This window comes from Empedobacter falsenii, from assembly GCF_013488205.1.
Lineage (GTDB): Bacteria > Bacteroidota > Bacteroidia > Flavobacteriales > Weeksellaceae > Empedobacter > Empedobacter falsenii_C.
This window is the reverse complement of record NZ_CP040908.1, coordinates 81,352-102,926: the sequence shown is the minus strand read 5'-3', so window position 1 is coordinate 102,926 and position 21,575 is coordinate 81,352. Positions and strand designations below refer to the sequence as shown.

Annotated in this window: 19 protein-coding genes and 1 tRNA gene; 10 read left to right on the top strand and 10 right to left on the bottom strand. The window is 32.2% G+C overall.

Annotation, left to right across the window (positions count from 1 at the left end):
* Positions 1 to 15: 15 nt before the first annotated feature.
* From rseP to mutY, 4 genes are all read right to left on the bottom strand, one after another.
* Positions 16 to 1,326, bottom strand: a complete 1,311-nt coding sequence (rseP, locus tag FH779_RS00490) for an RIP metalloprotease RseP (RefSeq protein WP_114998341.1) — start codon at positions 1,324 to 1,326, stop codon at positions 16 to 18.
* A gap of 75 nt (positions 1,327 to 1,401) precedes the next feature.
* Positions 1,402 to 2,010, bottom strand: coding sequence for a gliding motility lipoprotein GldD (gene gldD, locus FH779_RS00485; RefSeq protein WP_244957998.1), 609 nt, complete (start codon positions 2,008 to 2,010; stop codon positions 1,402 to 1,404).
* Between the two features lie 15 nt (positions 2,011 to 2,025).
* The gene (locus tag FH779_RS00480; protein WP_038334855.1) at positions 2,026 to 2,478 is read right to left on the bottom strand and encodes a single-stranded DNA-binding protein; all 453 of its coding nucleotides are present in this window, start codon (positions 2,476 to 2,478) and stop codon (positions 2,026 to 2,028) included.
* A gap of 38 nt (positions 2,479 to 2,516) precedes the next feature.
* Positions 2,517 to 3,557 carry an A/G-specific adenine glycosylase gene (gene mutY, locus FH779_RS00475; RefSeq protein ID WP_244957997.1) on the bottom strand — a complete coding sequence of 347 codons (1,041 nt, stop codon included), beginning with the start codon at positions 3,555 to 3,557 and terminating at the stop codon, positions 2,517 to 2,519.
* 83 nt (positions 3,558 to 3,640) lie between these two features.
* On the opposite strand from mutY, the gene FH779_RS00470 reads away from it, so the two are divergent.
* From FH779_RS00470 to FH779_RS00450, 5 genes are all read left to right on the top strand, one after another.
* Positions 3,641 to 3,937, top strand: coding sequence for an HU family DNA-binding protein (locus FH779_RS00470; RefSeq protein ID WP_019975652.1), 297 nt, complete (start codon positions 3,641 to 3,643; stop codon positions 3,935 to 3,937).
* Between the two features lie 213 nt (positions 3,938 to 4,150).
* Complete coding sequence (locus FH779_RS00465; protein ID WP_038334846.1) at positions 4,151 to 5,722, top strand: Rne/Rng family ribonuclease; 1,572 nt, start codon at positions 4,151 to 4,153, stop codon at positions 5,720 to 5,722.
* Positions 5,723 to 5,779: 57 nt separating this feature from the next.
* Positions 5,780 to 6,454, top strand: a complete 675-nt coding sequence (locus tag FH779_RS00460) for a TIGR02117 family protein (protein WP_180905667.1) — start codon at positions 5,780 to 5,782, stop codon at positions 6,452 to 6,454.
* Positions 6,455 to 6,589: 135 nt separating this feature from the next.
* A tRNA-Asn gene (locus FH779_RS00455) sits at positions 6,590 to 6,663 on the top strand.
* Between the two features lie 125 nt (positions 6,664 to 6,788).
* Positions 6,789 to 7,259: an ecotin family protein gene (locus FH779_RS00450; RefSeq protein WP_180905666.1), complete on the top strand. Its 471-nt coding sequence runs from the start codon at positions 6,789 to 6,791 to the stop codon at positions 7,257 to 7,259.
* A 52-nt stretch (positions 7,260 to 7,311) separates the two neighbouring features.
* On the opposite strand, the gene FH779_RS00445 is transcribed toward FH779_RS00450, so the two are convergent.
* From FH779_RS00445 to era, 3 genes are all read right to left on the bottom strand, one after another.
* Positions 7,312 to 8,556 (bottom strand): DUF445 domain-containing protein, encoded by a 1,245-nt coding sequence (locus FH779_RS00445; protein WP_038334830.1) that lies wholly within the window; start codon positions 8,554 to 8,556, stop codon positions 7,312 to 7,314.
* Positions 8,557 to 8,640: 84 nt separating this feature from the next.
* On the bottom strand, positions 8,641 to 9,429 hold the full coding sequence (locus FH779_RS00440; RefSeq protein WP_180905665.1) for a universal stress protein: 789 nt from the start codon (positions 9,427 to 9,429) through the stop codon (positions 8,641 to 8,643).
* Positions 9,430 to 9,539: 110 nt separating this feature from the next.
* Positions 9,540 to 10,427 (bottom strand): GTPase Era, encoded by an 888-nt coding sequence (gene era, locus FH779_RS00435; RefSeq protein WP_038334822.1) that lies wholly within the window; start codon positions 10,425 to 10,427, stop codon positions 9,540 to 9,542.
* 222 nt (positions 10,428 to 10,649) lie between these two features.
* Between era and FH779_RS00430 the strand changes: the two genes are divergently transcribed.
* Positions 10,650 to 10,919 (top strand): hypothetical protein, encoded by a 270-nt coding sequence (locus tag FH779_RS00430; RefSeq protein WP_038334819.1) that lies wholly within the window; start codon positions 10,650 to 10,652, stop codon positions 10,917 to 10,919.
* 58 nt (positions 10,920 to 10,977) lie between these two features.
* Here the strand turns inward: FH779_RS00430 and FH779_RS00425 are convergent, their stop codons facing one another.
* Entirely contained in the window at positions 10,978 to 12,021 is a 1,044-nt protein-coding gene (locus FH779_RS00425) for a hypothetical protein (RefSeq protein ID WP_114998352.1), read from the bottom strand.
* Between the two features lie 174 nt (positions 12,022 to 12,195).
* Here FH779_RS00425 and scpA point away from each other — a divergent pair, with 174 nt between their 5' ends.
* The 3 genes from scpA (at position 12,196) to FH779_RS00410 (ending at position 17,715) form a co-directional block, all read left to right on the top strand.
* Positions 12,196 to 14,328, top strand: a complete 2,133-nt coding sequence (gene scpA, locus FH779_RS00420) for a methylmalonyl-CoA mutase (RefSeq protein ID WP_114998354.1) — start codon at positions 12,196 to 12,198, stop codon at positions 14,326 to 14,328.
* Positions 14,329 to 14,404: 76 nt separating this feature from the next.
* Complete coding sequence (locus tag FH779_RS00415) at positions 14,405 to 14,914, top strand: hypothetical protein (RefSeq protein ID WP_038334805.1); 510 nt, start codon at positions 14,405 to 14,407, stop codon at positions 14,912 to 14,914.
* 59 nt (positions 14,915 to 14,973) lie between these two features.
* A complete protein-coding gene (locus FH779_RS00410; protein WP_180905664.1) occupies positions 14,974 to 17,715 on the top strand; it encodes an outer membrane beta-barrel protein in 2,742 nt (913 codons plus the stop codon).
* Between the two features lie 120 nt (positions 17,716 to 17,835).
* On the opposite strand, the gene FH779_RS00405 is transcribed toward FH779_RS00410, so the two are convergent.
* Complete coding sequence (locus FH779_RS00405; RefSeq protein WP_180905663.1) at positions 17,836 to 18,678, bottom strand: siderophore-interacting protein; 843 nt, start codon at positions 18,676 to 18,678, stop codon at positions 17,836 to 17,838.
* A gap of 177 nt (positions 18,679 to 18,855) precedes the next feature.
* Here FH779_RS00405 and FH779_RS00400 point away from each other — a divergent pair, with 177 nt between their 5' ends.
* Complete coding sequence (locus FH779_RS00400) at positions 18,856 to 19,611, top strand: tyrosine-protein phosphatase (protein ID WP_180905662.1); 756 nt, start codon at positions 18,856 to 18,858, stop codon at positions 19,609 to 19,611.
* A 28-nt stretch (positions 19,612 to 19,639) separates the two neighbouring features.
* On the opposite strand, the gene FH779_RS00395 is transcribed toward FH779_RS00400, so the two are convergent.
* A complete protein-coding gene (locus FH779_RS00395) occupies positions 19,640 to 21,574 on the bottom strand; it encodes a heavy metal translocating P-type ATPase (protein WP_180905661.1) in 1,935 nt (644 codons plus the stop codon).
* Position 21,575: the final 1 nt, after the last annotated feature.

Below are 21,575 nucleotides of genomic sequence, written 5' to 3'. Positions count from 1 at the left end.
AAAATATTTTAAAATTTATTTAAAAATCATATTCACAATATCGTTCCCAAAGATGAATACCATTAATCCTAAGATAATTACAACTCCAACCATTTGTGCTTTTTCTAAAACTTTTTCACTTGGTTTTTTACCTGTCACCATTTCATAGATAGCAAAAACAGCATGTCCACCGTCCAAACCTGGAATTGGTAATAAGTTAATAAATGCTAACCAAGCAGAAATCATTGCCGTAAATGACCAGAAAAATAACCAGTTCCATTCTTTTGGCATTTGTTTTACCATTCCAATTGGTCCAGCAACTTGCTTACGACCGTCTTTTACTTGGAACAATGTCCCAATTCCACGAACTTGCGTTGCAATCGCTTCAAATGGCTCTACAATTCCTTTTGCGATTCCTTCACCAATTGTATAATCTTCCTTAGAAATTAATGAATCTAAATATGCTGTTGATCTTAGGAATCCAATGCTTCCATCTTTATCTACATTTACCATCAACTCTACAGGCTCGCCTTTTCTTTCAACACTTAAAGAAACTGTTTTTCCTTTGTATTCTTTTAATTTATTTGTTAAATCTGAAAATAGAGGTGTTGTGAAACCATCAATAGCAATTACTTTATCATCTTTTAATAAACCTGCTTTTTGTGCTGCACTATTCTCAACAACAGAATCCACAACGGTTGGCATTTGAGGAATAAAGAAAGCGCCTTTAGCGTTTAAAATTTCAGTTCTGAAATCTTCTGTAATTGGTAAAGAAACTTCTTTTCTTTGACGTTTTACATCTAAAGTTTCACCACCCAACAAGGCTTCTTTTCCTATTTCATTTAATGCTTGATATTTAACACCATTTACACCAACTGGAATATCACCTTTTTGCAAGCCGAATTTAGTTTGCGTTGCATTCGCTTCGATTCCATATTGCATTTTGTTTACATCAACAAAGCTTTTTCCTTGAGAAATAAATAAAATAGTATAAATAATCATCGCTAAAATGATATTTACAATAATACCACCTAACATAATAATTAATCGTTGCCAAGCTGGTTTTACACGGAATTCCCACGGTTTTGGCTCTTGTTTCATTTGTTCCAAATCCATGCTTTCGTCAATCATTCCCGAAAGTTTTACGTATCCTCCAAGAGGCAACCAACCGATACCGTAAACAGTATCACCAATTTTCTTTTTCCAAATGGCAAATTTCACATCGAAAAAACAAAAGAAACGTTCGACACGAACGCCAAACCATCGCGCTGTTACATAATGTCCTAGTTCGTGCAACATTACTAAAAGCATCAAACTAAGCATTAAGGTAGCTATCTGTATTAACATATTGTTTTAAATTTATTTATGTTCTAATTTTATTAAACGATTACAAAATTAATCGAATTTATTTATCAAAGCGGTTTATTTTTTCCATTCTAAGGTTTCTAACAATTTTTTTACATCTTTTTTGATATAATCAACTGCTGGAGCTAAAGAATCGGGTTTTGGTTGAGTTTTGAAATAAACCGAACCTGCTAAAAAATTCTTTACACTATCCGTCGCATGAAATTGAATATTAATCGCTGATTCTCCTCCTAATTCATACATAGTACCAAAAACCTTTTTTTCTGGAAAAGAAAATTCCTGTGGCGAGATAAAACTGGCTTTAACCGTCTGTTCTTGCACAAAACTTTCACTTTCTTTTATTTGAACGATTAAATCTTGTGGTGACTGAACTGGAAAATACGTCAGGTAAATTGTTGCTTTCATTCGTGGATAAACAATATTGAAAGAGTTTGGTTTTTTCCCTGCAATCACCTTCCCAAAGTTTGAATACTGAAAAGTATAAGGCACATTTTCTTTGAATGATAGATAAGTTTGTTGCGGATATTCGAGACGAACTTGCCCTAAAGGTTTGGCAACTTCCTCGTTTTTATTGCACGACACAAAAAAAATAGCACTACTACATAATGCTATTATAGTTTTAAAATTCATTGTATAACGTAAAACGTTAAGTTTTGTAAAATTCATTTAATTTTTTAATTTCTAAAAAGGTAAATCGTCTTCTCCTTCATCTATAAAAGGCGGCTCGACAACTGTTGTGTTTTGTTGACTTTGCTGAACTTTGTTCTGATCATTTTGCATGGCTTGACGTTGTTCATTGTCAATTTTGGGTGTCAAAAACTCGATTGAATTTGCTACGATTTCTGTTGTATAACGCGTTTGTCCGTTATCGTCCCATTTGCGCGTTTTGATACGTCCTTCAACAAAAACTTTATCTCCTTTTTTTAGATAACGATCACATAATTCTGCCAATTTATTGCGTGTCACAATATTGTGCCATTCTGTTTCTGTAATTCGCTCTCCCGTTCTAGAGATATATGATTCTGTCGTTGCAATAGGAAATCGTCCAATACAATTTTGTTCGTCAAAATGATGCAATTTTACATCATCGCCCAAATTTCCGATCAAAAGTACTTTATTCGTTGTTCCATTCATAGTTGTAATAGGTTTTTAGTGGCTTGTTACTTACAAAGTTAATCCAAATAATGTTTATTTATAAATTTTTCTATTGGTTTTGGAAGCGGATAATGTTCGAGATCGTTTAAAGCAATCATTTCAAAATCATTTTCGGCTTGCAAATTTGTTATATCTTTTAAAGATACATTTAATTTCCAATATTTTATAAATAAATTTTGATGTGACAAAATGTGTTTCTCTTCTTCGATAAAAGTTAAATTATTTTCAAGATTTTTATCTAAAATCCAACCTTTATCCAACAAATCAGTTTCAGTTTCGATTTTTGGAAAAGTGAATAAATTTTTCCAAACATCATTTCCAATTCGTTTAGACAACGCAATTTTATCTTCATTTTCGATGAAAATAAAATGTAAAAAACGATTTGATACTTTTGTCTTTTTCAATTTGATAGGCAATTCGTTTACTTTATTTAATCGAAGCGCTTCACAAGACTCATTAAGTGGACAAATTTCACATTTTGGTTGTTTTGGTGTACAAATCGTTGCACCCAAATCCATCACCGCCTGATTAAAATCACCTGGACGTTTTTTATCAATGATTTCTAAGCCCAAATCCCAGAAAATCTTCTTTGTTTTTGGCGAACTTATATCATCTGTAATATTAAAATATCGCGCAAAAACTCGAAACATATTTCCGTCTACAGCAGGCACAGATTCATCATATACAATAGATGCAATTGCAGCAGCAGTGTAATCTCCTACGCCTTTTAGCTTTTTTAAATCTTTGAAATTATTCGGAAATTGTCCATTTAATTCATCAGCAATCGTCTTTGCCGTGAAGTGCAAATTTCTGGCACGGGAATAATAACCCAGTCCTTGCCAGAATTTTAGGACTTTTTGTTCGTCGGCATTTGCCAAATCGAAAATAGTCTCAAATTCTTGTATGAAATTATTGTAAAATTTCATACCTTGGTCAACCCTTGTTTGTTGGAGAATAATTTCCGACAACCAAATGTGAAATGGGTCTTTTGTATGACGCCAAGGTAAATCTCGTTTATTTTTGTCAAAATATGACAAAATCAGATAGTTGAAGTTCATAAAAACTGAAAAAATCTTTTTTTGTTGGGATACTATCGTTATATTTGCACCCGCTTTCAAATTTAAGAATAATAAGAGGAATTATGACAAAGGCAGAAATAGTAAATAACATTTCAGGTAAATTAGGACTTGAAAAGAGCGATACTCAAAGAGTGGTAGAATCGTTTATGGAGGAGGTGATTAAATCATTAGTAGAAGGAGAAAATGTATACTTAAGAGGATTTGGTTCTTTTACTATTAAAACTAGAGCTGAAAAAACAGGTAGAAACATTACAAAAGGTACTTCTATCATTATCCCAGCACACAACGTTCCTACATTTAAACCAGCGAAGACTTTCATCGAAGATGTAAAGACTAGCGAAGCAAACGTAATCAAATAACAATAAAATAATTGTATCATGCCAAGCGGAAAAAAACGTAAAAGACATAAGGTAGCGACGCACAAACGCAAAAAACGTCGTCGTCTTAACAGACACAAAAAGAAAAAATAATTAGTAGCTAAGCTATTAATAATTTAGTCTTTTTACAAGATAGCACTTTTCAATGGAAATTTTGGAAAGTGCTTTTATCATTTTTAAAAACATAATTTTTTGATGAGTAAAGAATTAGTGATTTCAGCCTTAGCTGATCAAGTACGCATCGCAGTTTTAGATGAAGGTCGCTTGATGGAATTTCATCAAGATACTGCAAATGATGGCTTTGCAGTTGGCGACATTTACTTGGGTAAAATCAAAAAATTAGCTCCCAGTTTAAATGCAACCTTTGTTGACATTGGTTATTCGAAAGATGCATTTTTACATTACCATGACTTAGGTCCACAAATACGCTCGTCAAATGCTTACAACAAAATTGTAGCAAATGGCACGTACAAAACCGAAAAATTGAAGAACTTCCGTATGGAAGAGCCGATTGACAAAGATGGACAAATTACAGAAATCTTTGCTCCAGGTGATTCCGTTTTGGTTCAAATTACAAAAGAACCAATCCATACGAAAGGACCAAGAATTACTTCTGAAATTTCAATTGCTGGTCGATATTTAGTTTTAGTTCCATTTTCGGAACGTGTTTCGATTTCGCAAAAAATCAAACAAAAACCAGAACGCGATCGTTTAATCAAAATTTTAGAAGGTTTAACACCAGAAGGCTTCGGAGTTATTATCAGAACAGTTGCCGAAGAGAAGAACGCAGAAGAATTGCAAGCAGATTTGGCATATTTGTTAAACAAATGGACTCAAATCTTCAAAAATCTTCAAAAAAAGAAAGCGCCAGCTAAAATTCTCAGCGAAATGGACAGAGCTTCTTCTATTTTGAGAGATAATTTTAATGATGATTTTATTAAAATTTCTGTTGATGATGACGAATTAGCTGACGAGATGCGCGAATATTTGGAAGTTATTGCACCAGATAAAATTAATTTGGTAAAAGAATACGACGATCCATTTGTTCCAATTTTTGAGAAGTTTAATGTCGAAAGACAAATTAAACAAGCTTTTGGTAAAACGGTAACTATTCCACAATCTAAAGGTGCATATCTTGTGATTGAACATACAGAAGCGTTACATGTAATTGATGTGAATTCAGGAAATATTTCTCGTAATTCTAAAAATCAAGAAGATTCAGCTTTTGCCGTAAACAAAATTGCTGCTTCTGAAATTGCACGTCAGTTGCGATTACGTGATATGGGAGGAATTGTTGTGGTCGATTTTATTGACATGACGGATGTAGAACATAAGAAAGAATTGTTCGAACATCTGAGAGCTGAAATGGCGAAAGATAAAGCAAAACATAAGATTTTGCCACCAAGTAAATTTGGATTGATTCAGATTACAAGACAACGTGTTCGCCCAGAAGTGAATTTCGTGACAACTGAAGAAAATCCTAACCAAGAATCGAATGAAGTTGAAGCACCTATCGTTACAATTGATAAAATTGAACAAGTGCTCTTGAATATCCTTGATAGAAAAGATAAGGATTTACGAAAAATGTCGTTGCACGTGCATCCTTTCGTAGCTGCTTATTTACAACATGGATTGCCAAGCATTCAGATGAAATGGTTTTTTAAGCATAAAAAGTGGATTAAGATTGTACCAAGAGATGCGTACAAATACTTACAATTTAATTTCTTGGACAAAGATCATAATACACTTTACAACGAATCAAATTAAGAAAAGCCTCGCAATTGCGAGGTTTTTTGTTTTATATTCGTTACACAACAAAATACTATGAAAAAAATCTTCCGAATTCTACTCAAAACTTTAGGAGCTTTAGTTTTACTAATTGTGGTGTATTTACTTGCAGTAGTTTTGCTGCCATTAATTCCAGTAAATAAGCAAAAAGAAAAGCCTAATGATCAAATTACAGCTTATATTTTGACAAATGGCGTACATACAGATATTGTGGTTCCAGTAAAATCTGAAGCGATTGATTGGTCGACTTTTGTGCCTTTTTCGGATACGAAATCGAAAAAAGAATACAAATATATTGCCTTTGGTTGGGGTGATAAAGGTTTCTATTTGGATACACCAGAATGGAAAGATTTGAAATTTTCTACTGCTTTCAACGCTGCATTTTGGTTGGGAGATTCGGCGATGCATACTACTTTTTATGATAAAATGACGTTGGGAGAAGATTGTAAAAAAGTAAACATGAGCTTAGAGGAATATCAAAAATTAATTGTTTACATCAAGCAATCATTTGATTTAGATAAAAATAACAAAGTCGAATTAATAAAAACGGATGCTGTTTATGGAGATAGTGATTCGTTTTACGAAGCAAAAGGAAGTTATAGCTTATTTTTTACGTGTAATACGTGGGCAGCAAGCGCGCTAAAAGCAGCAAATAAAGAAGCACCATTGTGGACGGCAACACAACAAGGAATTTTTCGTCATTATGAATAATTTTTTTGAATTATTTCTGATTCATTTTCAAAGAGTTGCCTATTAATGCGACTTGTAGAACGAAAAAAAATACTTTTAAGATTTGGAAGTAATAAAATTTGCTCTATATTTGCAACACAATATCGATAACGATACTCCTCCTTAGCTCAGTTGGTTAGAGCATCTGACTGTTAATCAGAGGGTCCTTGGTTCGAGCCCAAGAGGAGGAGCAAAAAAGACAATCAATTTGATTGTCTTTTTTTATTTCACAAAAATTTAACATTCCCTCACACAACCATTCACCTAACTTTTGCATCTTACTAATAGAAAACAAATAAAATAAAATCAAATTAGTATGAAACTTAGAAAAGTATTTAGCGTTTTAGCATTATTAATGGTTATGGTAACATTCGCGCAAAAAAATATGAAAATAGATTATTCAATGTATCCAAAAGCAAAAGATGGATATGAACAAAAAATTATCACGTTGAAAACTTTACCTAACGAAGATAATTATAGTGTAGAAATTTTCGCAGGTAAAAAAACATTGGTTGATTCTTGTAATCATTTTTTCTTAGCAGGAGCCTTCGAACAAAAAACTGTTGATGGTTGGGGTTATGATTATTTCAATTTCGAATCAAACGGTAACGTTGGAGGAACTTTAATGGGATGTTTTGACAATAAATCTGTCGAAAAAATTGTACACGCACAATCTATTCAAACGCGTTACAATAGCAAATTACCAATCGTAGTTTACGTACCAAAAGGCTATACTTTAGAATATAGAATTTGGAAAGCAGATGAAAAACTTAATTTAGTTAAGTAATATTTATAGTTGTTAATTGAAAAAGCTCGAGAGATTCTCGAGCTTTTATATCTTAATGAAATACCAATTGCGTAATCGTGTAAATAACTAAACCAACAAGTCCTCCAACCAACGTTCCGTTAATCCGAATAAATTGCAAGTCTTTCCCAACTTCCAATTCTAGCTTTTCGCTCAACTCTTTTCCTTCCCATTTATCAACTGTATTACTAATCAAACTTTCAACCTCTTTGACATTTCGTAAAATCATACGGTAAATAAAATGACGCACCCAACCATTAATCTTATCTATCATTTCTTGGTTATCGTTCAAATTTTCGGTCAACTTTTTAATGTTTTTCTTAATGTAAACTTGCATCGCAGAATTTTCATCATCAAAACTTTCGGTCAAATTTTGTTTAATCGCCAACCACAAATCCAAAGCATAATCATTCAATCGTTCTTTTGTGATAAAATCATCTCGAAGCGATTCTAACCTAAATTTCCAATCGGGAGATTCTTTTATATTCTGAATATTTTCTCGGATAATTCGTTCGATATTATGACGAATTGGATGCTCTTTGTCCGCTTCAACCTCATCCAAAAAACTAACCACGCCTTCCACTACTCCTTTCGATATTTTTTTACCAGCAAAAAATGAAATGACAGGATGTTTTTCATTTAATTTATCTTTAATAATCAAATCACTTTCTAAAATATACTCTTTCGCTTTTGGAATGATTGCTTCTAAAATTTCGTCGTGTTTTTCCTTTTCTAAAATATACTCTAAACTTGATGATACTAATTCAGGTAAATCAAATTGTTTCAAAATTTCATCACCTTTCAAGGTTATAAAATCAACGACATCTTTATCATCTAAATCTTTGACAATTTTCTTGGAGAAATTAATCAATTCTTCTTGCAACATTTCTTGATTCGTAGGTTTATTCAACCAATCTGCTGCGTATTTTACAACTTCTAATTTCTCGATATATGGACGAATTGTAGATGGTGTCAAAAAATTCTCAGTTACAAACTGTCCCAAATTATCTCCAATCGAATTTTTACTATTTTCGATCAAATTTGTATGCGGAATTTTAAGTCCAAGCGGATATTTGAACAAAGCCGTAACCGCAAACCAATCGGCAAGTGCACCAACCATTGCTGCTTCGGCAAATGCTTCCACATATCCAATCCATTTCGCAGGTGAATGTTGACTTAGATAAACCATCAAAAAGTAAATAAAAGCCATCAAAATGAATAATCCTGTCGCAATAGCTTTATGTTTTTTGAGGTTTTGTATTTTCTGAAGTTCCGTCATAAAAGTGTTTTGAGAAATTTGTTGCAAAAATTTAGCCAATCAAAAAAGCGGAGAATTCTCCGCTCTAAGTTTTATGTTTTTAATTTATTTACTTTCCTGAAAAACCAATAACGCTACATTTGCACTCGACAATAATCGTTGGCTATGATTGATTGTAAATAATCTTTCGAAAGATGATAATTCACGGTGAACAACACCTAATACATCAATGTTATTTTTCGTACAATAATTGATTAAACCACCTTCTACATCTTTGCTCGGTTCAATTGTAATTATCGCTTCAGGATATTCTTCTTCCCATTCTTTTTTAACGCTTAACATTTGTGGAGTAATCGATTTATCATCAACATGTACAATGTTTAACAATTTATCGTAACGTTTTGTCACTTCTTCCATTTGCGCCAAAGCTTTTGTCTCTTTTTGATTAAACAATGTAGCATAAGCAAAATTTCTTTCTTCTTTAAATTTTACATTATTTGGAACAACCAACACAGGCGCAGGCGAATTGTTAATGACATTTACGGTATTAGAGCCAAAAAACTTTTTGCCTAAACTATTTTGTCCATTCGTTCCCATCACCACATATTGTATATCATCTTTGTTGATAATATCCAAAATCATCAACAACAAATCGCCAACAACCAAAGAACTCTCTATTTTTACATGTTCAAGGTTATTTTCTTTTGCAATATTTTTAAGTTTATTGATATAATTTTCGAAGTTTTCTTCTGTAACTTCAAGATAATTTTTAAGATTTGATTGTACAGAAACTAACTTAATATCTGTTTTAAGAACTTTTGCAAGGTTTAACGCATACAAAAAAGCATTGTTTGCTGTTTCCGAAAAATCGGTTGGAAATAATATTTTAGCCATAATAATTAAATTCTAGAATAGATTTTGTTCTATAAATTTACAACTAAAATTTAGGTAAAGCCACAAAAAAAGTCTTGATTTCTCAAGACTTATCTATTTTTTAACCGTTTTTAATAACCAAAACGACGCAAATCATTCTCTTTGCTTCTCCAATCTTTTCGCACTTTCACGAAAAGTTTCAAGAATACTTTTTTATCAAAGAATTTTTCTAACTCTTCTCTTGCTTCTTTTCCTACTTTCGATAAAGACTCTCCTTTATGTCCAATAATAATTCCTTTCTGAGAATCGCGTTCTACAAAAATTTCAGCTTCGATAGAAATTAAATTCAAATCTTCTTTGAAACGCTCTGTTACTACCTCAACAGAATATGGAATCTCTTTTTGATAGTTTAATAAAATCTTTTCACGAATTACTTCGTTTACAATAAAACGCTCCGAACGGTCTGTTAATTGATCTTCTGGATAATATTGTGGCCCTTCTGGAATAATTGCTTTGATCTTATTAATCAACAAATCTACATTCACGTTTTCTTTTGCCGAAATAGGTAAAATCTCTGCTTTTGGCAATAATTCGTGCCAATATTCTACCGCTTCATTCAATCGATCCGGCGTAGCTGTATCAATTTTATTCAACAATAAAATAATTGGTGTAGATGTTTTTTGCAGACGTTCGAAAACTTGTTCATTTTTCAATCGTTTTTCTCCAATTTCTACAACATAAAGAATCACATCAGCATCCACCAACGATTCATTAACTGCATCCATCATTTTTGTTTGCAGCTCATAAGCAGGATCCAAAACACCAGGCGTATCCGAAAATACAATCTGATAATCTTCTCCTGTCAAAATACCTTTGATACGATGACGCGTAGTTTGCGCTTTGTGTGTTGCGATAACCAAACGCTCTTTCATCAACATATTCATCAAAGTAGATTTTCCAACATTTGGATTTCCTATGATGTTTACAAAACCGGATTTAAATTTCTTTTCGTCTGACATTCTGCAAATTTAGTGATTTCTATAATATTATTTCAGATTAATATGTTGAAGAAAAGATTAATATTCTAATGAAATTTTAATTTCATAAAATTGATTTTGGTCTGTATTTTGAATAATTCTAATTAAGTTCAAAAAAATATGACGAAAATTATGGTTTATTGAAAAATATGATTAATTTCATACATGTGTTATGGAAGATTAAATTAACCAAAATTTAAAAAAATGATGAAAGCAGAACTTATCGAAAAAGAAGAAGTAAGAAACTATAAATTTTTAGACGCGCCAAAAGACGAAGTAACGGTAGAGGCAAACAAATTGAATGGTGCAGTAAGATTAGGAAACGAATTCAAATCGAAAGCATATATTACATTTCAGACAGATCAAGGTCCTAAGAAAATTGAGACGACTGTTTGGTCTGTTACGGATAAATTTTTACAAATTAAGAATGGAGTTTTGATTCCGTTAAAATCTTTAATTGATATTCAATACTAAAAATTGTTTATTGCTTAAATTAAAAAAGGGATACGATGACATCGTATCCCTTTTTTAATTAATTATTTTCGTTAGATTCTTTCAACAATCTAATTAATTCTGCTCTAATAGCTGCTTTATCATTACTTTTCGGGAAATCTCCGATAAAAAATGTTTGTTGCGGAACTTCATAAGATTCTAATTCACTTTTTGGAATATCAACATGTTCTGCAAATCGACTTTCTATTACCAAAGAAATTACATCTTCTGTAGATCCTTTTTTCGGAAAAGCAATCACAATAAAATTATAATCTATATATGGTTTTAATTTCTCTTCGATCAATTCTAAATTCACCACATCTTTCCCATTCAACTTACACTCATTTCTAGAAATCCATCTAAACTTTTTCTGATCATCCGAAACAACAGCCTGTCTATATAAATTTAGTGATTCTTTTTCGTAAGGCGAATTCAAGACTAAATTACCTTTTTCATCTTCCGAAAGTTCTATTTTATCTAAAACAGTATAATCTGTTTCATCTATTTTTTTTACTGCAATCGGAAACCCATTCGCGGTAAAAACTTGATAAAAAGTTGTTTTCGTTTGATCATTCAATTTACTTTTCAAATCATCTGACAAATCATCACTTTCGATTGCAATTTTTTCGATTCTTGCTAAATCTTCAAAAGAGTTTTCAATCTGTTTCTTTGTCAAATAAGCATAATTTAATGCGTATCCTATTTCGTCTTGACTTTCGTCTGTTAATGGAATCTTCACTTTATCCGAATCTTCATGACAATACAAATCAAAACCTCCTTCTATGGCTTGAACCAATAAAATTTCTCCTTCATTTTCTAAAACCGATGAACTTAAAAGTGTAGAATCTCCTTTTTTCAATCCTAAAAAATTATTTAACGAATGAAATGTTTCATTCACAAATCGAGGATCAAAATTTGATATATAAACATTATCTTCTCTCGAATAATGGAAATTAACTTTTTCTTCTTTTGAATCGATCTTTTTCATCAAATCAAAAATATCATTTTGCCATTGAAAGGTATTTTTATCCTGAAATTCACTTAAAATTTCTGGAATGCTTTTATTGTTAAAATCTAACTTCATAATAATTATTTTTTGTGCGTTTTTAATTTATTGATAATCAAATTCAATCAATAATTTTACCAAAAAACTCGATTAAAATGTTTTTTCAACTTTTGTTGACAAAAAGTTGAAAAAAGCAGTTTCAAAAATTGGTGATTTTATAAAATCTAATGGATAATTATTTATCTTAGCAAGATGAATCACAAAACAGATTTTTCGAATTTAAGATTTAAACGAAATCTAAATTCTAATCCATCACATATAGAGTCATTTGAATTAGATAGTTTACAAGTCAAAAGTGATTACAATTACGATGATGTAAAAGATCTGAAACAGATTAACTTTCTACCCGGAGTTGCACCATATTTACGTGGTCCTTATACGACTATGTATGTTCGTCAACCTTGGACAATTCGCCAATATGCAGGTTTTTCTACTGCTGAAGAATCAAATGCTTTTTACAAAAGAAATTTAGCTGCTGGTCAAAAAGGACTTTCAGTTGCTTTTGATTTGGCTACTCACCGAGGATACGACTCAGATCACGAGCGCGTTGTAGGAGATGTAGGTAAAGCTGGCGTTGCAATAGATTCTGTAGAAGATATGAAGATTTTGTTCAATGAAATTCCTTTGGATAAAATTTCGGTTTCGATGACAATGAACGGAGCTGTTCTTCCTATTTTAGCTTTCTACATTGTAGCGGCTGAAGAACAAGGCGTTTCGCAAGATCAACTTTCTGGGACCATTCAGAATGATATTTTGAAAGAGTTTATGGTGCGTAATACATACATTTATCCGCCAACTCCTTCGATGAAAATTATTGCAGATATTTTCGAATATACTTCTCAAAAAATACCTCGTTTCAATTCGATTTCTATTTCGGGTTATCACATGCAAGAAGCTGGAGCTACACCTGTTTTGGAAATGGCTTATACGCTTGCAGATGGTTACGAATATGTAAAAACTGGTTTGGAAGCAGGATTGAAAGTTGATGACTTCGCTCCTCGTTTATCATTTTTCTGGGCGATTGGAATGAATTTTCCTCAAGAAATTGCAAAAATGAGAGCTGCTCGTATGTTATGGGCAAAATTGATGCAAGAATTTGAGCCTCAAAATAAAAAATCATTAATGTTGAGAACGCACTGTCAGACTTCTGGTTGGAGTTTAACAGAGCAAGAACCTTATAACAATATTGGTCGTACAGCAATCGAAGCCTTAGCTGCTGCATTAGGTGGAACACAATCTTTGCATACCAATGCATTGGACGAAGCAATTGCTTTACCAACAGATTTCTCGGCGCGTATTGCACGTAATACACAAATCATTTTACAAGAAGAAACTCAAATTTGTAGAACAGCTGATCCTTTTGGAGGAAGTTTTATGATTGAATCTTTGACAAATGAAATGGCAAATCAAGCGTGGGAATATATTCAAGAAGTTCGTGAATTAGGTGGAATGACGCAAGCCATAGAAGCTGGAATTCCAAAAATGCGTATTGAAGAAGCTGCTGCAAAAAAACAAGCCAAAATTGATTCTGGTGAAGTTGCGATTGTTGGTGTTAATGCTTATCGCTCGAAATTAGAACAACAAGAGTTCGAAATTTTAGAAGTTGACAACACAGCAGTTCGTCAAAAACAAATTGATCGATTAAATCAAATTAAGGCCGAGCGTAATAGCGAAGCTGTTCAAGATATTTTAGCGCAATTAACAAAAGCTGCTGAAACAGGCGAAGGAAATTTATTAGAATTATCTATCGAAGCGGCTCGTCGTCGTGTTACGTTAGGTGAAATTTCTGATGCATTAGAAGCTGTTTTTGGACGTCATAAAGCAATTACAAGAGGAATTCAAGGAGTTTATGCTATGGAAGCAGGTAAAATGAATAAATTTGAGGAAGCTCGTAATTTAGCTGACGAGTTTGCAGAAGAAGACGGACGTCGCCCTCGTATTATGGTAGCAAAAATGGGACAAGACGGTCACGATCGTGGTGCAAAAGTCGTTGCAACCTCTTTTGCGGATATGGGATTTGATGTGGATATTTCCCCATTGTTCCAAACGCCAGCAGAAGTTGCAAAGCAAGCTGTAGAGAATGATGTTCATATTTTAGGAATTTCTTCTTTGGCTGCAGGTCACAAAACATTGGTTCCGGAAGTTGTAAAGCAATTGAAAGAATTAGGTAGAGATGATGTTTATATCGTAGTCGGAGGTGTTATTCCGCGTCAAGATTATGATTATCTTTATCAAAATGGTGCAGATGCAATCTTTGGCCCAGGTACAAACTTAGCTGAATGTGCCTGCGAAATTTTAGAGAATTTATTGAAATCTTATAAATAAATCTATTTTAGTATGAGTATTCCTGTCTATTGACAGGAATATTTTTATATTTATACCACACAAACCTTAAAGCGAAATGAATAAAACTCTTCGAAATATTATCTTAATCATCTGTACAATTTTTATTATATGGTTTATTGGATACTTTCTGATTGGAGATTTTATCAGTTTAGAATTCGCGAATCATGACTTTGCAAAACTATTTCCAAAGCTTTTAACTTTTGCTGCGGCAGTTAGTATTTATGTGCTTTTTCTACTTTCGATCAAAAAGAAAGACGGATGGAGTTTTATGAATGTGATGAAATTTATCTTTGGAATTATCTTCGGATTTCTTCCACTTTTAACCTTCGAATATTATAGTATTGGAAGTTGTACAAATTGGAAAATTGATAAAAAAATTCAAAAAACGCTTTATAAATCCAATTCTTCTGATTCAGAAAAAATTGTTTTAATCGAAACATTTTGTCCAGAATCTAACCTAAAAACAACTCAAGTAAAGCGAATTGTAGAGATTACACCACTTTTTATAACAACTTCTGAAATTGATCTAAATAAAATTTCGGATAAAAGTTGGAAAAAACTTTAATCAAAATTAAACTTTGCCCAAAATTTGATGTCTAACAGATGAAGTAACCAATTCATCTCATGACAAAATATATTCTATCATTTCTTTTTAGTTTGATTACGATTTTTTCTTTTGGACAAGAAAAGATTACCGTCACTGGAAAAGTAACGGATGTACTTAATTTTCCTTTAACTGATTCTGAAGTTATTTTAGGCAATAAAGCCGATTCTACACAAATTTCTACTACATCTACAAATGATGATGGTACGTTCAAAATTGAAATTAATCTACAAGATAAACCTGTTTATTTAATTATTGATGATCCTTTAGAAGGCGTTTTCAAACAAAGTTTCGAATCGATCAAAAACAATATTGATCTTGGAACAATTATCATTAATCCGATGATTTATGATTTGGATGAAGTTGTGGTGACAAATGTGGAACCTATGGTTGTAAAACAAGATACAATCGAATATAATGCTGATTCTTACAAAGTAAAACCGAATGCAAATTTGGAAGCTTTATTGAGAGAATTACCAGGTTTTGAAATGGATGATAGCGGAAATATTACGGTAAATGGAAAAGATGTTAATGAGATTTTGATTGATGGTGAACCATTTTTTGGAACAGATGGAAAAGTTGCGTTAGAAAATTTACCTGCGGATATTATCAAAAAAATTCAGGTTTCGGATTATAAAACAAAGAACGAAAAATTCTCTGGAGAACGTTCGAAATCGGATAAATCTTCGCTAAACATTACCTTGAAAGAAGATAAAAAGAAAGGTTATATGCTCAAAGCCACGGCGGGTTACGGAACGGATAATCATTACGAAGGCAATTTGATGGCAAATTATTTTAAAGGTAAAAAGAAAATTAGTTTAATTGGTTCTTCAACGGATATTGCGGCTTCTGGAATGACAAGCGGTGAAGGTTCGCGTGGTCGTGGCGGAATGGGACGAAGAGGTTCTGATGGAGTAACGACAAATACTTCGATTGGATTGAATTATAGCGATCAATTAAATGATAATTTGAAAATTGGAGCTGATTATCGTTTGAATCATTCGTTTTCAAAAAATGATCAATACAAACACATCGAAAATTTTGCGCCTAAAAATATTTATACTTCTGATGCAAATTCTAAAACAAAAAACGAAACGTATGGACATAATTTTGGAACAAATTTAGAATGGACGAAAAACAACACAAAAATTTATTTTTATCCATCATTTAGTAATTCATCATCTACAAATTCATCGATTTCGGATAGTAAAACATATTCAGATTTGGGTGACTTGAGAAACCAAATGAATCAAACATCGAATGGAAAATCAAATTCGAATACATTTAAAACATTATTATCACTTAATCAGAAATTCAAAAATAAATCATATCTAGATTTTAATTCAAGTATATCGATTGGTAAAACAGATCGAAATTCGTTCATCAATTCAACAACATTATATACAAATGATACGATAGCGGATGTTTATCGAAACATCAATGAGAAAAATATTTCGAAGAATAATCAATACAATTTTGATGTAAAATATACGTATCCTATTACAGATTCTTTGAAAATTGCTGTTGGTTCTGCTTATAATTTAACCGATTCTGAAACCAATAATAGAACGTGGAATTATAATGATGTAACGGGAGAATATGACAATTTGAACAATGATTTGACGCGTTTTTATTCAACTAAATTGAATGAATTTAATCCATATGCACAATTATTACTGAACAAAAATAAAATTTCGGCAACTGTACGTTTTGGTGCAAATATCTATAATCAACAAAATTTTGGAACGTTTAAAGCAGATGATTACAGCTCAACTCAAAACAAAACCTTGCCAGATATTTCGGGAAATATTCGTTATCAAAGCGGAAACAACTCGCTGTCTTTAATGTATAATTATCAGACAAGTTTGGCTTCGACATCACAAGTTTTACCGATTTTAGATGAAACTGATCCGTTAGATGTTTTCAAAGGTAACCCAGATCTTGATCCAAATAAAGCGCATCAAATCAATTTGATGTTCAGCAATTTTGATCGTAAAACGCGTCAAGGATTTAACGCTAACTTAGGTTATACGTACAACGAATCGAATATTGTGAATTATACAGAAATGGATTATTCGATTTATAAACGAACTACAACGTATGAAAATGTAAAAGGAAATTATCGTCTGAATGGTAACTTTTTCTTTAATAAACAATATCAAAAAGGGATCAATAAATTTAGAGTAAATGTAGGAATGTCTGCGAGTTATGCTTTAACGCAAGGTTTTAGAGATGCGGTGAAATATGAGCAATACAATACAACTTTATCACCTACATTGAGATTAAATTGGGATTATGGTGATTATTTAACAATTTCACCTTCTTATCGTTTGAACTTCACAAATTCTAAATATGTAAATTACTCAATTGACAATCAAAATAATATTACGCACAATTTTGGAATTAAAACGATTTCTACTTTTCCTAAAAATTTGACTTGGACAAATGATTTCAGTTACAATTATAACTCGAGAATGGCAGCAGGTTTCAAGCGTGATTTCTTTTTGTGGAATACAAGTTTGATGTATCGTTTCTTCGATGATAAATTGGAAGCTGGTGTTAAAGTTTACGATTTATTGAATCAAAATAACAGTTATACGCGTACAATTACAGCAGAATCAACAATCGATCAACGCAATAATATTCTGACTCGTTTTGTGATGTTCTCGTTAACATTCAACTTAAATCAGTTTGGTGGAAAATCTACAAAAGGTGAAGATGGAGACCGACCAAGAGAAAGCGGTGGAATGCGAAGAATGTAAATGCAGTAGTAAAATAACAAAAAAACGGCTCAAAATTGAGCCGTTTTTTCAATTCTTATATAATCAAAAAAAGCTTCACCATTTCTGATAAAGCTTTTTGATTAAATATCCCTCTTGTTTTTAGAAAACTCTTACCAACAATTCTTGTTCTATTTTATCGTGACAATTTTCTAATGCATTTTTCTCTGCTTTTCCTGCTTTCCAATGCGATGTACAATAAAATTCGTCTTTTTTCCATTCTAAATCATCTTTAAAAAATGATTTTATTTCCTTTACAGATTTAGATTCTCCCGCAACATAAGCAAAACGTTTTCCATCTTTGCGTTTCGGAAATTGCTGATTTTTCGTCAAACTATATAAAGCTGTTCCACTTCCTACATTTTGATTCACAATCCATTTAAATTCTAAATTTGCTTTTGTTTCAATTTGGTGAATATCATCTTCTGTTGGCACTTCCACACAAACAATTCCGTTTGTTTTAGCAGGAAGAGACTCTATAATTGCCGAAATTACAGGCAAACCTGTTAAATCTGCAGCTAAGAAAATGAAATCTGTTTTTGGAGCCAAGTCTTTCTTTTTCGACTTCATCGAAACCCCAATCATATCTCCAACTTTCGCCTCATTTGCCCAACGCGATCCTGGACCGTTCAATCCATGATTTGCAATATCAATCACAATCACATTGTTTTTTGCATCAATATCACGCAACGTATAGGTACGAGAAACTGGTTTAAATTTTTCTGATGGCGAAATCCATTTTTGATTTTCTTCATCATACTCAGCGTAGTGAATATCACGGATTCCAAGCGGTGGAAAAAGTAATTTACATGTTCCGCCCAACGTTGTATCCTTAAAAAAAGAAACATCATCATTCTCCAAATGAACGCGAATAAGATGTGGTGTCACAAATTCTTTCTTTTTTAAGATGAACTTCTCCTTCGCAATTTTCACTTTATCTCCCATCAGATTATTTAGATTTATTCTAATTCTATGCGAATATAAAATAAATTTAGATTGAATAAAAATAATAAAATGTTAAAGTAAAAAGTTATACTTTTTTTAATACGATTTTAATATGATAACTAAATAATTAACCTTAACTTTTACATATTAAAAAATAACCTAAAAAACGAACAGAAAATGGAAAATACTTTTTGCGAAATCTCGCTCGAACAAAGAACTCTTCCACTTGAAGGCGGATTTAATTGCAGAGATTTAGGTGGAATAATTAACACAAAAAATGAAGTCATTAGAAAAGGATTGTTAATTCGATCTGATGATTTAGCAAATTTGACAGATGATGATTTGGAGATTTTAAACGATTTTCCAATTCGAACAATTATTGATTTACGCACGACTTACGAACGTTTAAAAAATCAAGATCGCATTCCAAATAGTTGTAATCACGAAGTTCATTTGGATATTTCTTCTGGACATTTCGAAAATTTAGTGAAACAATTCAAAGCTGGAATTTCAAATCCAAAAGAATTTATGTGTAAAATCTACGAGGATTTTGTTTTAGATAAGACGTGTCAAACGCAATACAAAAGCTTTTTTGATATTATTCAACATAAAAATAGAACGCCAATTTTATTTCATTGTACTGCAGGAAAAGATCGAACTGGATTTGCAACAGCAATGATTTTATCTGCTTTGAAAGTCGATTTAGATACAATTATGGATGATTACTTGGCTTCTAATATCTTTTTGGAACAAAAATATGCACACATCTTAAAGATCGATCCGAATTATAAATATCTAATTGATGTTTTACCTGAATATTTGGAAAGCTCTTATGAAGCGATTAATAAGAATTTTGGTTCAGTCGAAAATTATTTAACTGATATTTTAAAGGTTGATTTAGATTTGATGAAAGATTTATACATAAAAAAATAAGCGATCAATTGATCGCTTTATTTTTTATCTAAAATTTCATTCGTTGAATTCGAACAGCATTCAAAATTGCTAATAAAGCAACACCTACATCTGCAAAAACAGCTTCCCACATATTGGCAATTCCTTCTGCTCCAAGGAAAAGCACGATAATTTTAACGCCCATTGCTAAAATGATATTCTGAATCACAATCTTTTTTGTTTCACGACCAATTTTTATCGCCGTTGCAATTTTAGAAGGTTGATCGGTTTGGATTACAACATCTGCAGTTTCTATCGCAGCATCGCTTCCAAGTCCACCCATCGCAATTCCGACATCAGAAAGCGCTAGAACAGGCGCATCATTGATTCCATCACCTACGAAAGCCACCACTTGATTTTGATCTTTTTTCAATGCTTCAACTTTCTCTACTTTTCCTTCTGGTAACAATCCACCAAAAGCTTCATCAACACCAACTTCTTTTGCAACTTTTTGCGTAATGGTATTTTTATCTCCACTCAACATAATCGTTTTCGAAACACCTAAAGCTTTCATTTTCTGAATTGCTTGTTGCGCATCTTCCTTGATTTTATCAGCAATTGTAATATATCCAGCATATTTTTCATCAACTGCAACCACCACAATGCTTTCTACAATATCATGAATTTCTTGTGGATATTGAATCGAGAAATAATCTAATAATTTAGTATTTCCAGCTAAAACTATTTTTCCATCAACTTTTCCTTTCAAACCTTTTCCAGAAATTTCTTCCACCTCTATTGCTTTCAATTCTGATGGATGACTTGCCACAATCGCTTTCGCAATTGGATGTGTAGATTGCTTTTCTAAAGCCGAAACAAGATTTAAAAAATCATTTTCAGGGAGATTCGTTTCAATTTTTTGCACTTCAAAAACACCTTCTGTCATTGTTCCAGTTTTATCCATCACAACCGTGTTTACTTTCGCCATTAAATCTAAAAAGTTAGAACCTTTTACTAAAATTCCGTTACGTGAAGCCGCTCCAATTCCACCAAAATAACCCAACGGAACCGAAATAACCAACGCACAAGGACAAGAAACAACCAAGAAAACTAAACCTCTATACAACCAATCATGAAAATCATAATTGTCAACAAAAAAGTAAGGAATAATCACCAAAGCAGCCGCTAAAAAGAAAACAATTGGCGTATATATTTTTGCAAATTTTCGGATAAATAATTCAGTTGGAGCTTTGCGAGAAGCTGCATCTTGAACCATTTGTAAAATTTTTGCAATCGAACTATCTTCAAATTTTTTTGTCGTTTGAATTTCAATTACATTTTCGAGATTTAACATTCCTGCCAAAACAGTTTCTCCTATTTTATACGTTGAAGGTTTACTTTCTCCCGTCAAAGCCGCAGTATTAAAGCTCCCTTTATCTGAAATCATAATTCCGTCTAACGGAACTTTTTCCCCAACTTTTACTTGAATTGTTTCTCCAATTGCCACATCTTGTGGTTTTATTGTTTCGAAATTACCATTTCGTAAAACATGCGCTGTGTCTGGACGAACATCTAATAAGGCTTTAATATTTCCTTTTGCCTTATTAACCGCCGCTTCCTGAAACATTTCGCCAATTGTATAAAACAACATTACCGCTACACCTTCTGGATATTCGCCAATAATGAAAGCACCTAAAGTCGCAATTCCCATCAACGAAAATTCATTGAAGAAATCTAGCTTTTTAGCTAATTTAAAGGCTTCTCCCCAAACAGGAAATGCTACTAAAATATAAGAAATGCCAAACCATATCAAACGAATAATTTGATTATCAACAAACCAAGTTGGTTTTAAAACATATTGAACAAAAATTCCGGCAAAGAAAATAGCTAAACTGGCACCTAATAAAATTTTACTATTATTGTGTTCGTGGTCATGACCTTCGTGATTGTGATCATGAGTATCTTTATGTTCGTCATTTGACGTACTACAACAAGCTTTAGACATA

Coding starts and splice junctions, on each gene's coding strand:
- rseP (WP_114998341.1), bottom strand. CDS start 1,326: ATGTTAATACAGATAGCTACCTTAATGCTTAGTTTGATGCTTTTAGTA.
- gldD (WP_244957998.1), bottom strand. CDS start 2,010: ATGAATTTTACAAAACTTAACGTTTTACGTTATACAATGAATTTTAAA.
- FH779_RS00480 (WP_038334855.1), bottom strand. CDS start 2,478: ATGAATGGAACAACGAATAAAGTACTTTTGATCGGAAATTTGGGCGAT.
- mutY (WP_244957997.1), bottom strand. CDS start 3,557: ATGAACTTCAACTATCTGATTTTGTCATATTTTGACAAAAATAAACGA.
- FH779_RS00470 (WP_019975652.1), top strand. CDS start 3,641: ATGACAAAGGCAGAAATAGTAAATAACATTTCAGGTAAATTAGGACTT.
- FH779_RS00465 (WP_038334846.1), top strand. CDS start 4,151: ATGAGTAAAGAATTAGTGATTTCAGCCTTAGCTGATCAAGTACGCATC.
- FH779_RS00460 (WP_180905667.1), top strand. CDS start 5,780: ATGAAAAAAATCTTCCGAATTCTACTCAAAACTTTAGGAGCTTTAGTT.
- FH779_RS00450 (WP_180905666.1), top strand. CDS start 6,789: ATGAAACTTAGAAAAGTATTTAGCGTTTTAGCATTATTAATGGTTATG.
- FH779_RS00445 (WP_038334830.1), bottom strand. CDS start 8,556: ATGACGGAACTTCAGAAAATACAAAACCTCAAAAAACATAAAGCTATT.
- FH779_RS00440 (WP_180905665.1), bottom strand. CDS start 9,429: ATGGCTAAAATATTATTTCCAACCGATTTTTCGGAAACAGCAAACAAT.
- era (WP_038334822.1), bottom strand. CDS start 10,427: ATGTCAGACGAAAAGAAATTTAAATCCGGTTTTGTAAACATCATAGGA.
- FH779_RS00430 (WP_038334819.1), top strand. CDS start 10,650: ATGATGAAAGCAGAACTTATCGAAAAAGAAGAAGTAAGAAACTATAAA.
- FH779_RS00425 (WP_114998352.1), bottom strand. CDS start 12,021: ATGAAGTTAGATTTTAACAATAAAAGCATTCCAGAAATTTTAAGTGAA.
- scpA (WP_114998354.1), top strand. CDS start 12,196: ATGAATCACAAAACAGATTTTTCGAATTTAAGATTTAAACGAAATCTA.
- FH779_RS00415 (WP_038334805.1), top strand. CDS start 14,405: ATGAATAAAACTCTTCGAAATATTATCTTAATCATCTGTACAATTTTT.
- FH779_RS00410 (WP_180905664.1), top strand. CDS start 14,974: ATGACAAAATATATTCTATCATTTCTTTTTAGTTTGATTACGATTTTT.
- FH779_RS00405 (WP_180905663.1), bottom strand. CDS start 18,678: ATGGGAGATAAAGTGAAAATTGCGAAGGAGAAGTTCATCTTAAAAAAG.
- FH779_RS00400 (WP_180905662.1), top strand. CDS start 18,856: ATGGAAAATACTTTTTGCGAAATCTCGCTCGAACAAAGAACTCTTCCA.
- FH779_RS00395 (WP_180905661.1), bottom strand. CDS start 21,574: ATGTCTAAAGCTTGTTGTAGTACGTCAAATGACGAACATAAAGATACT.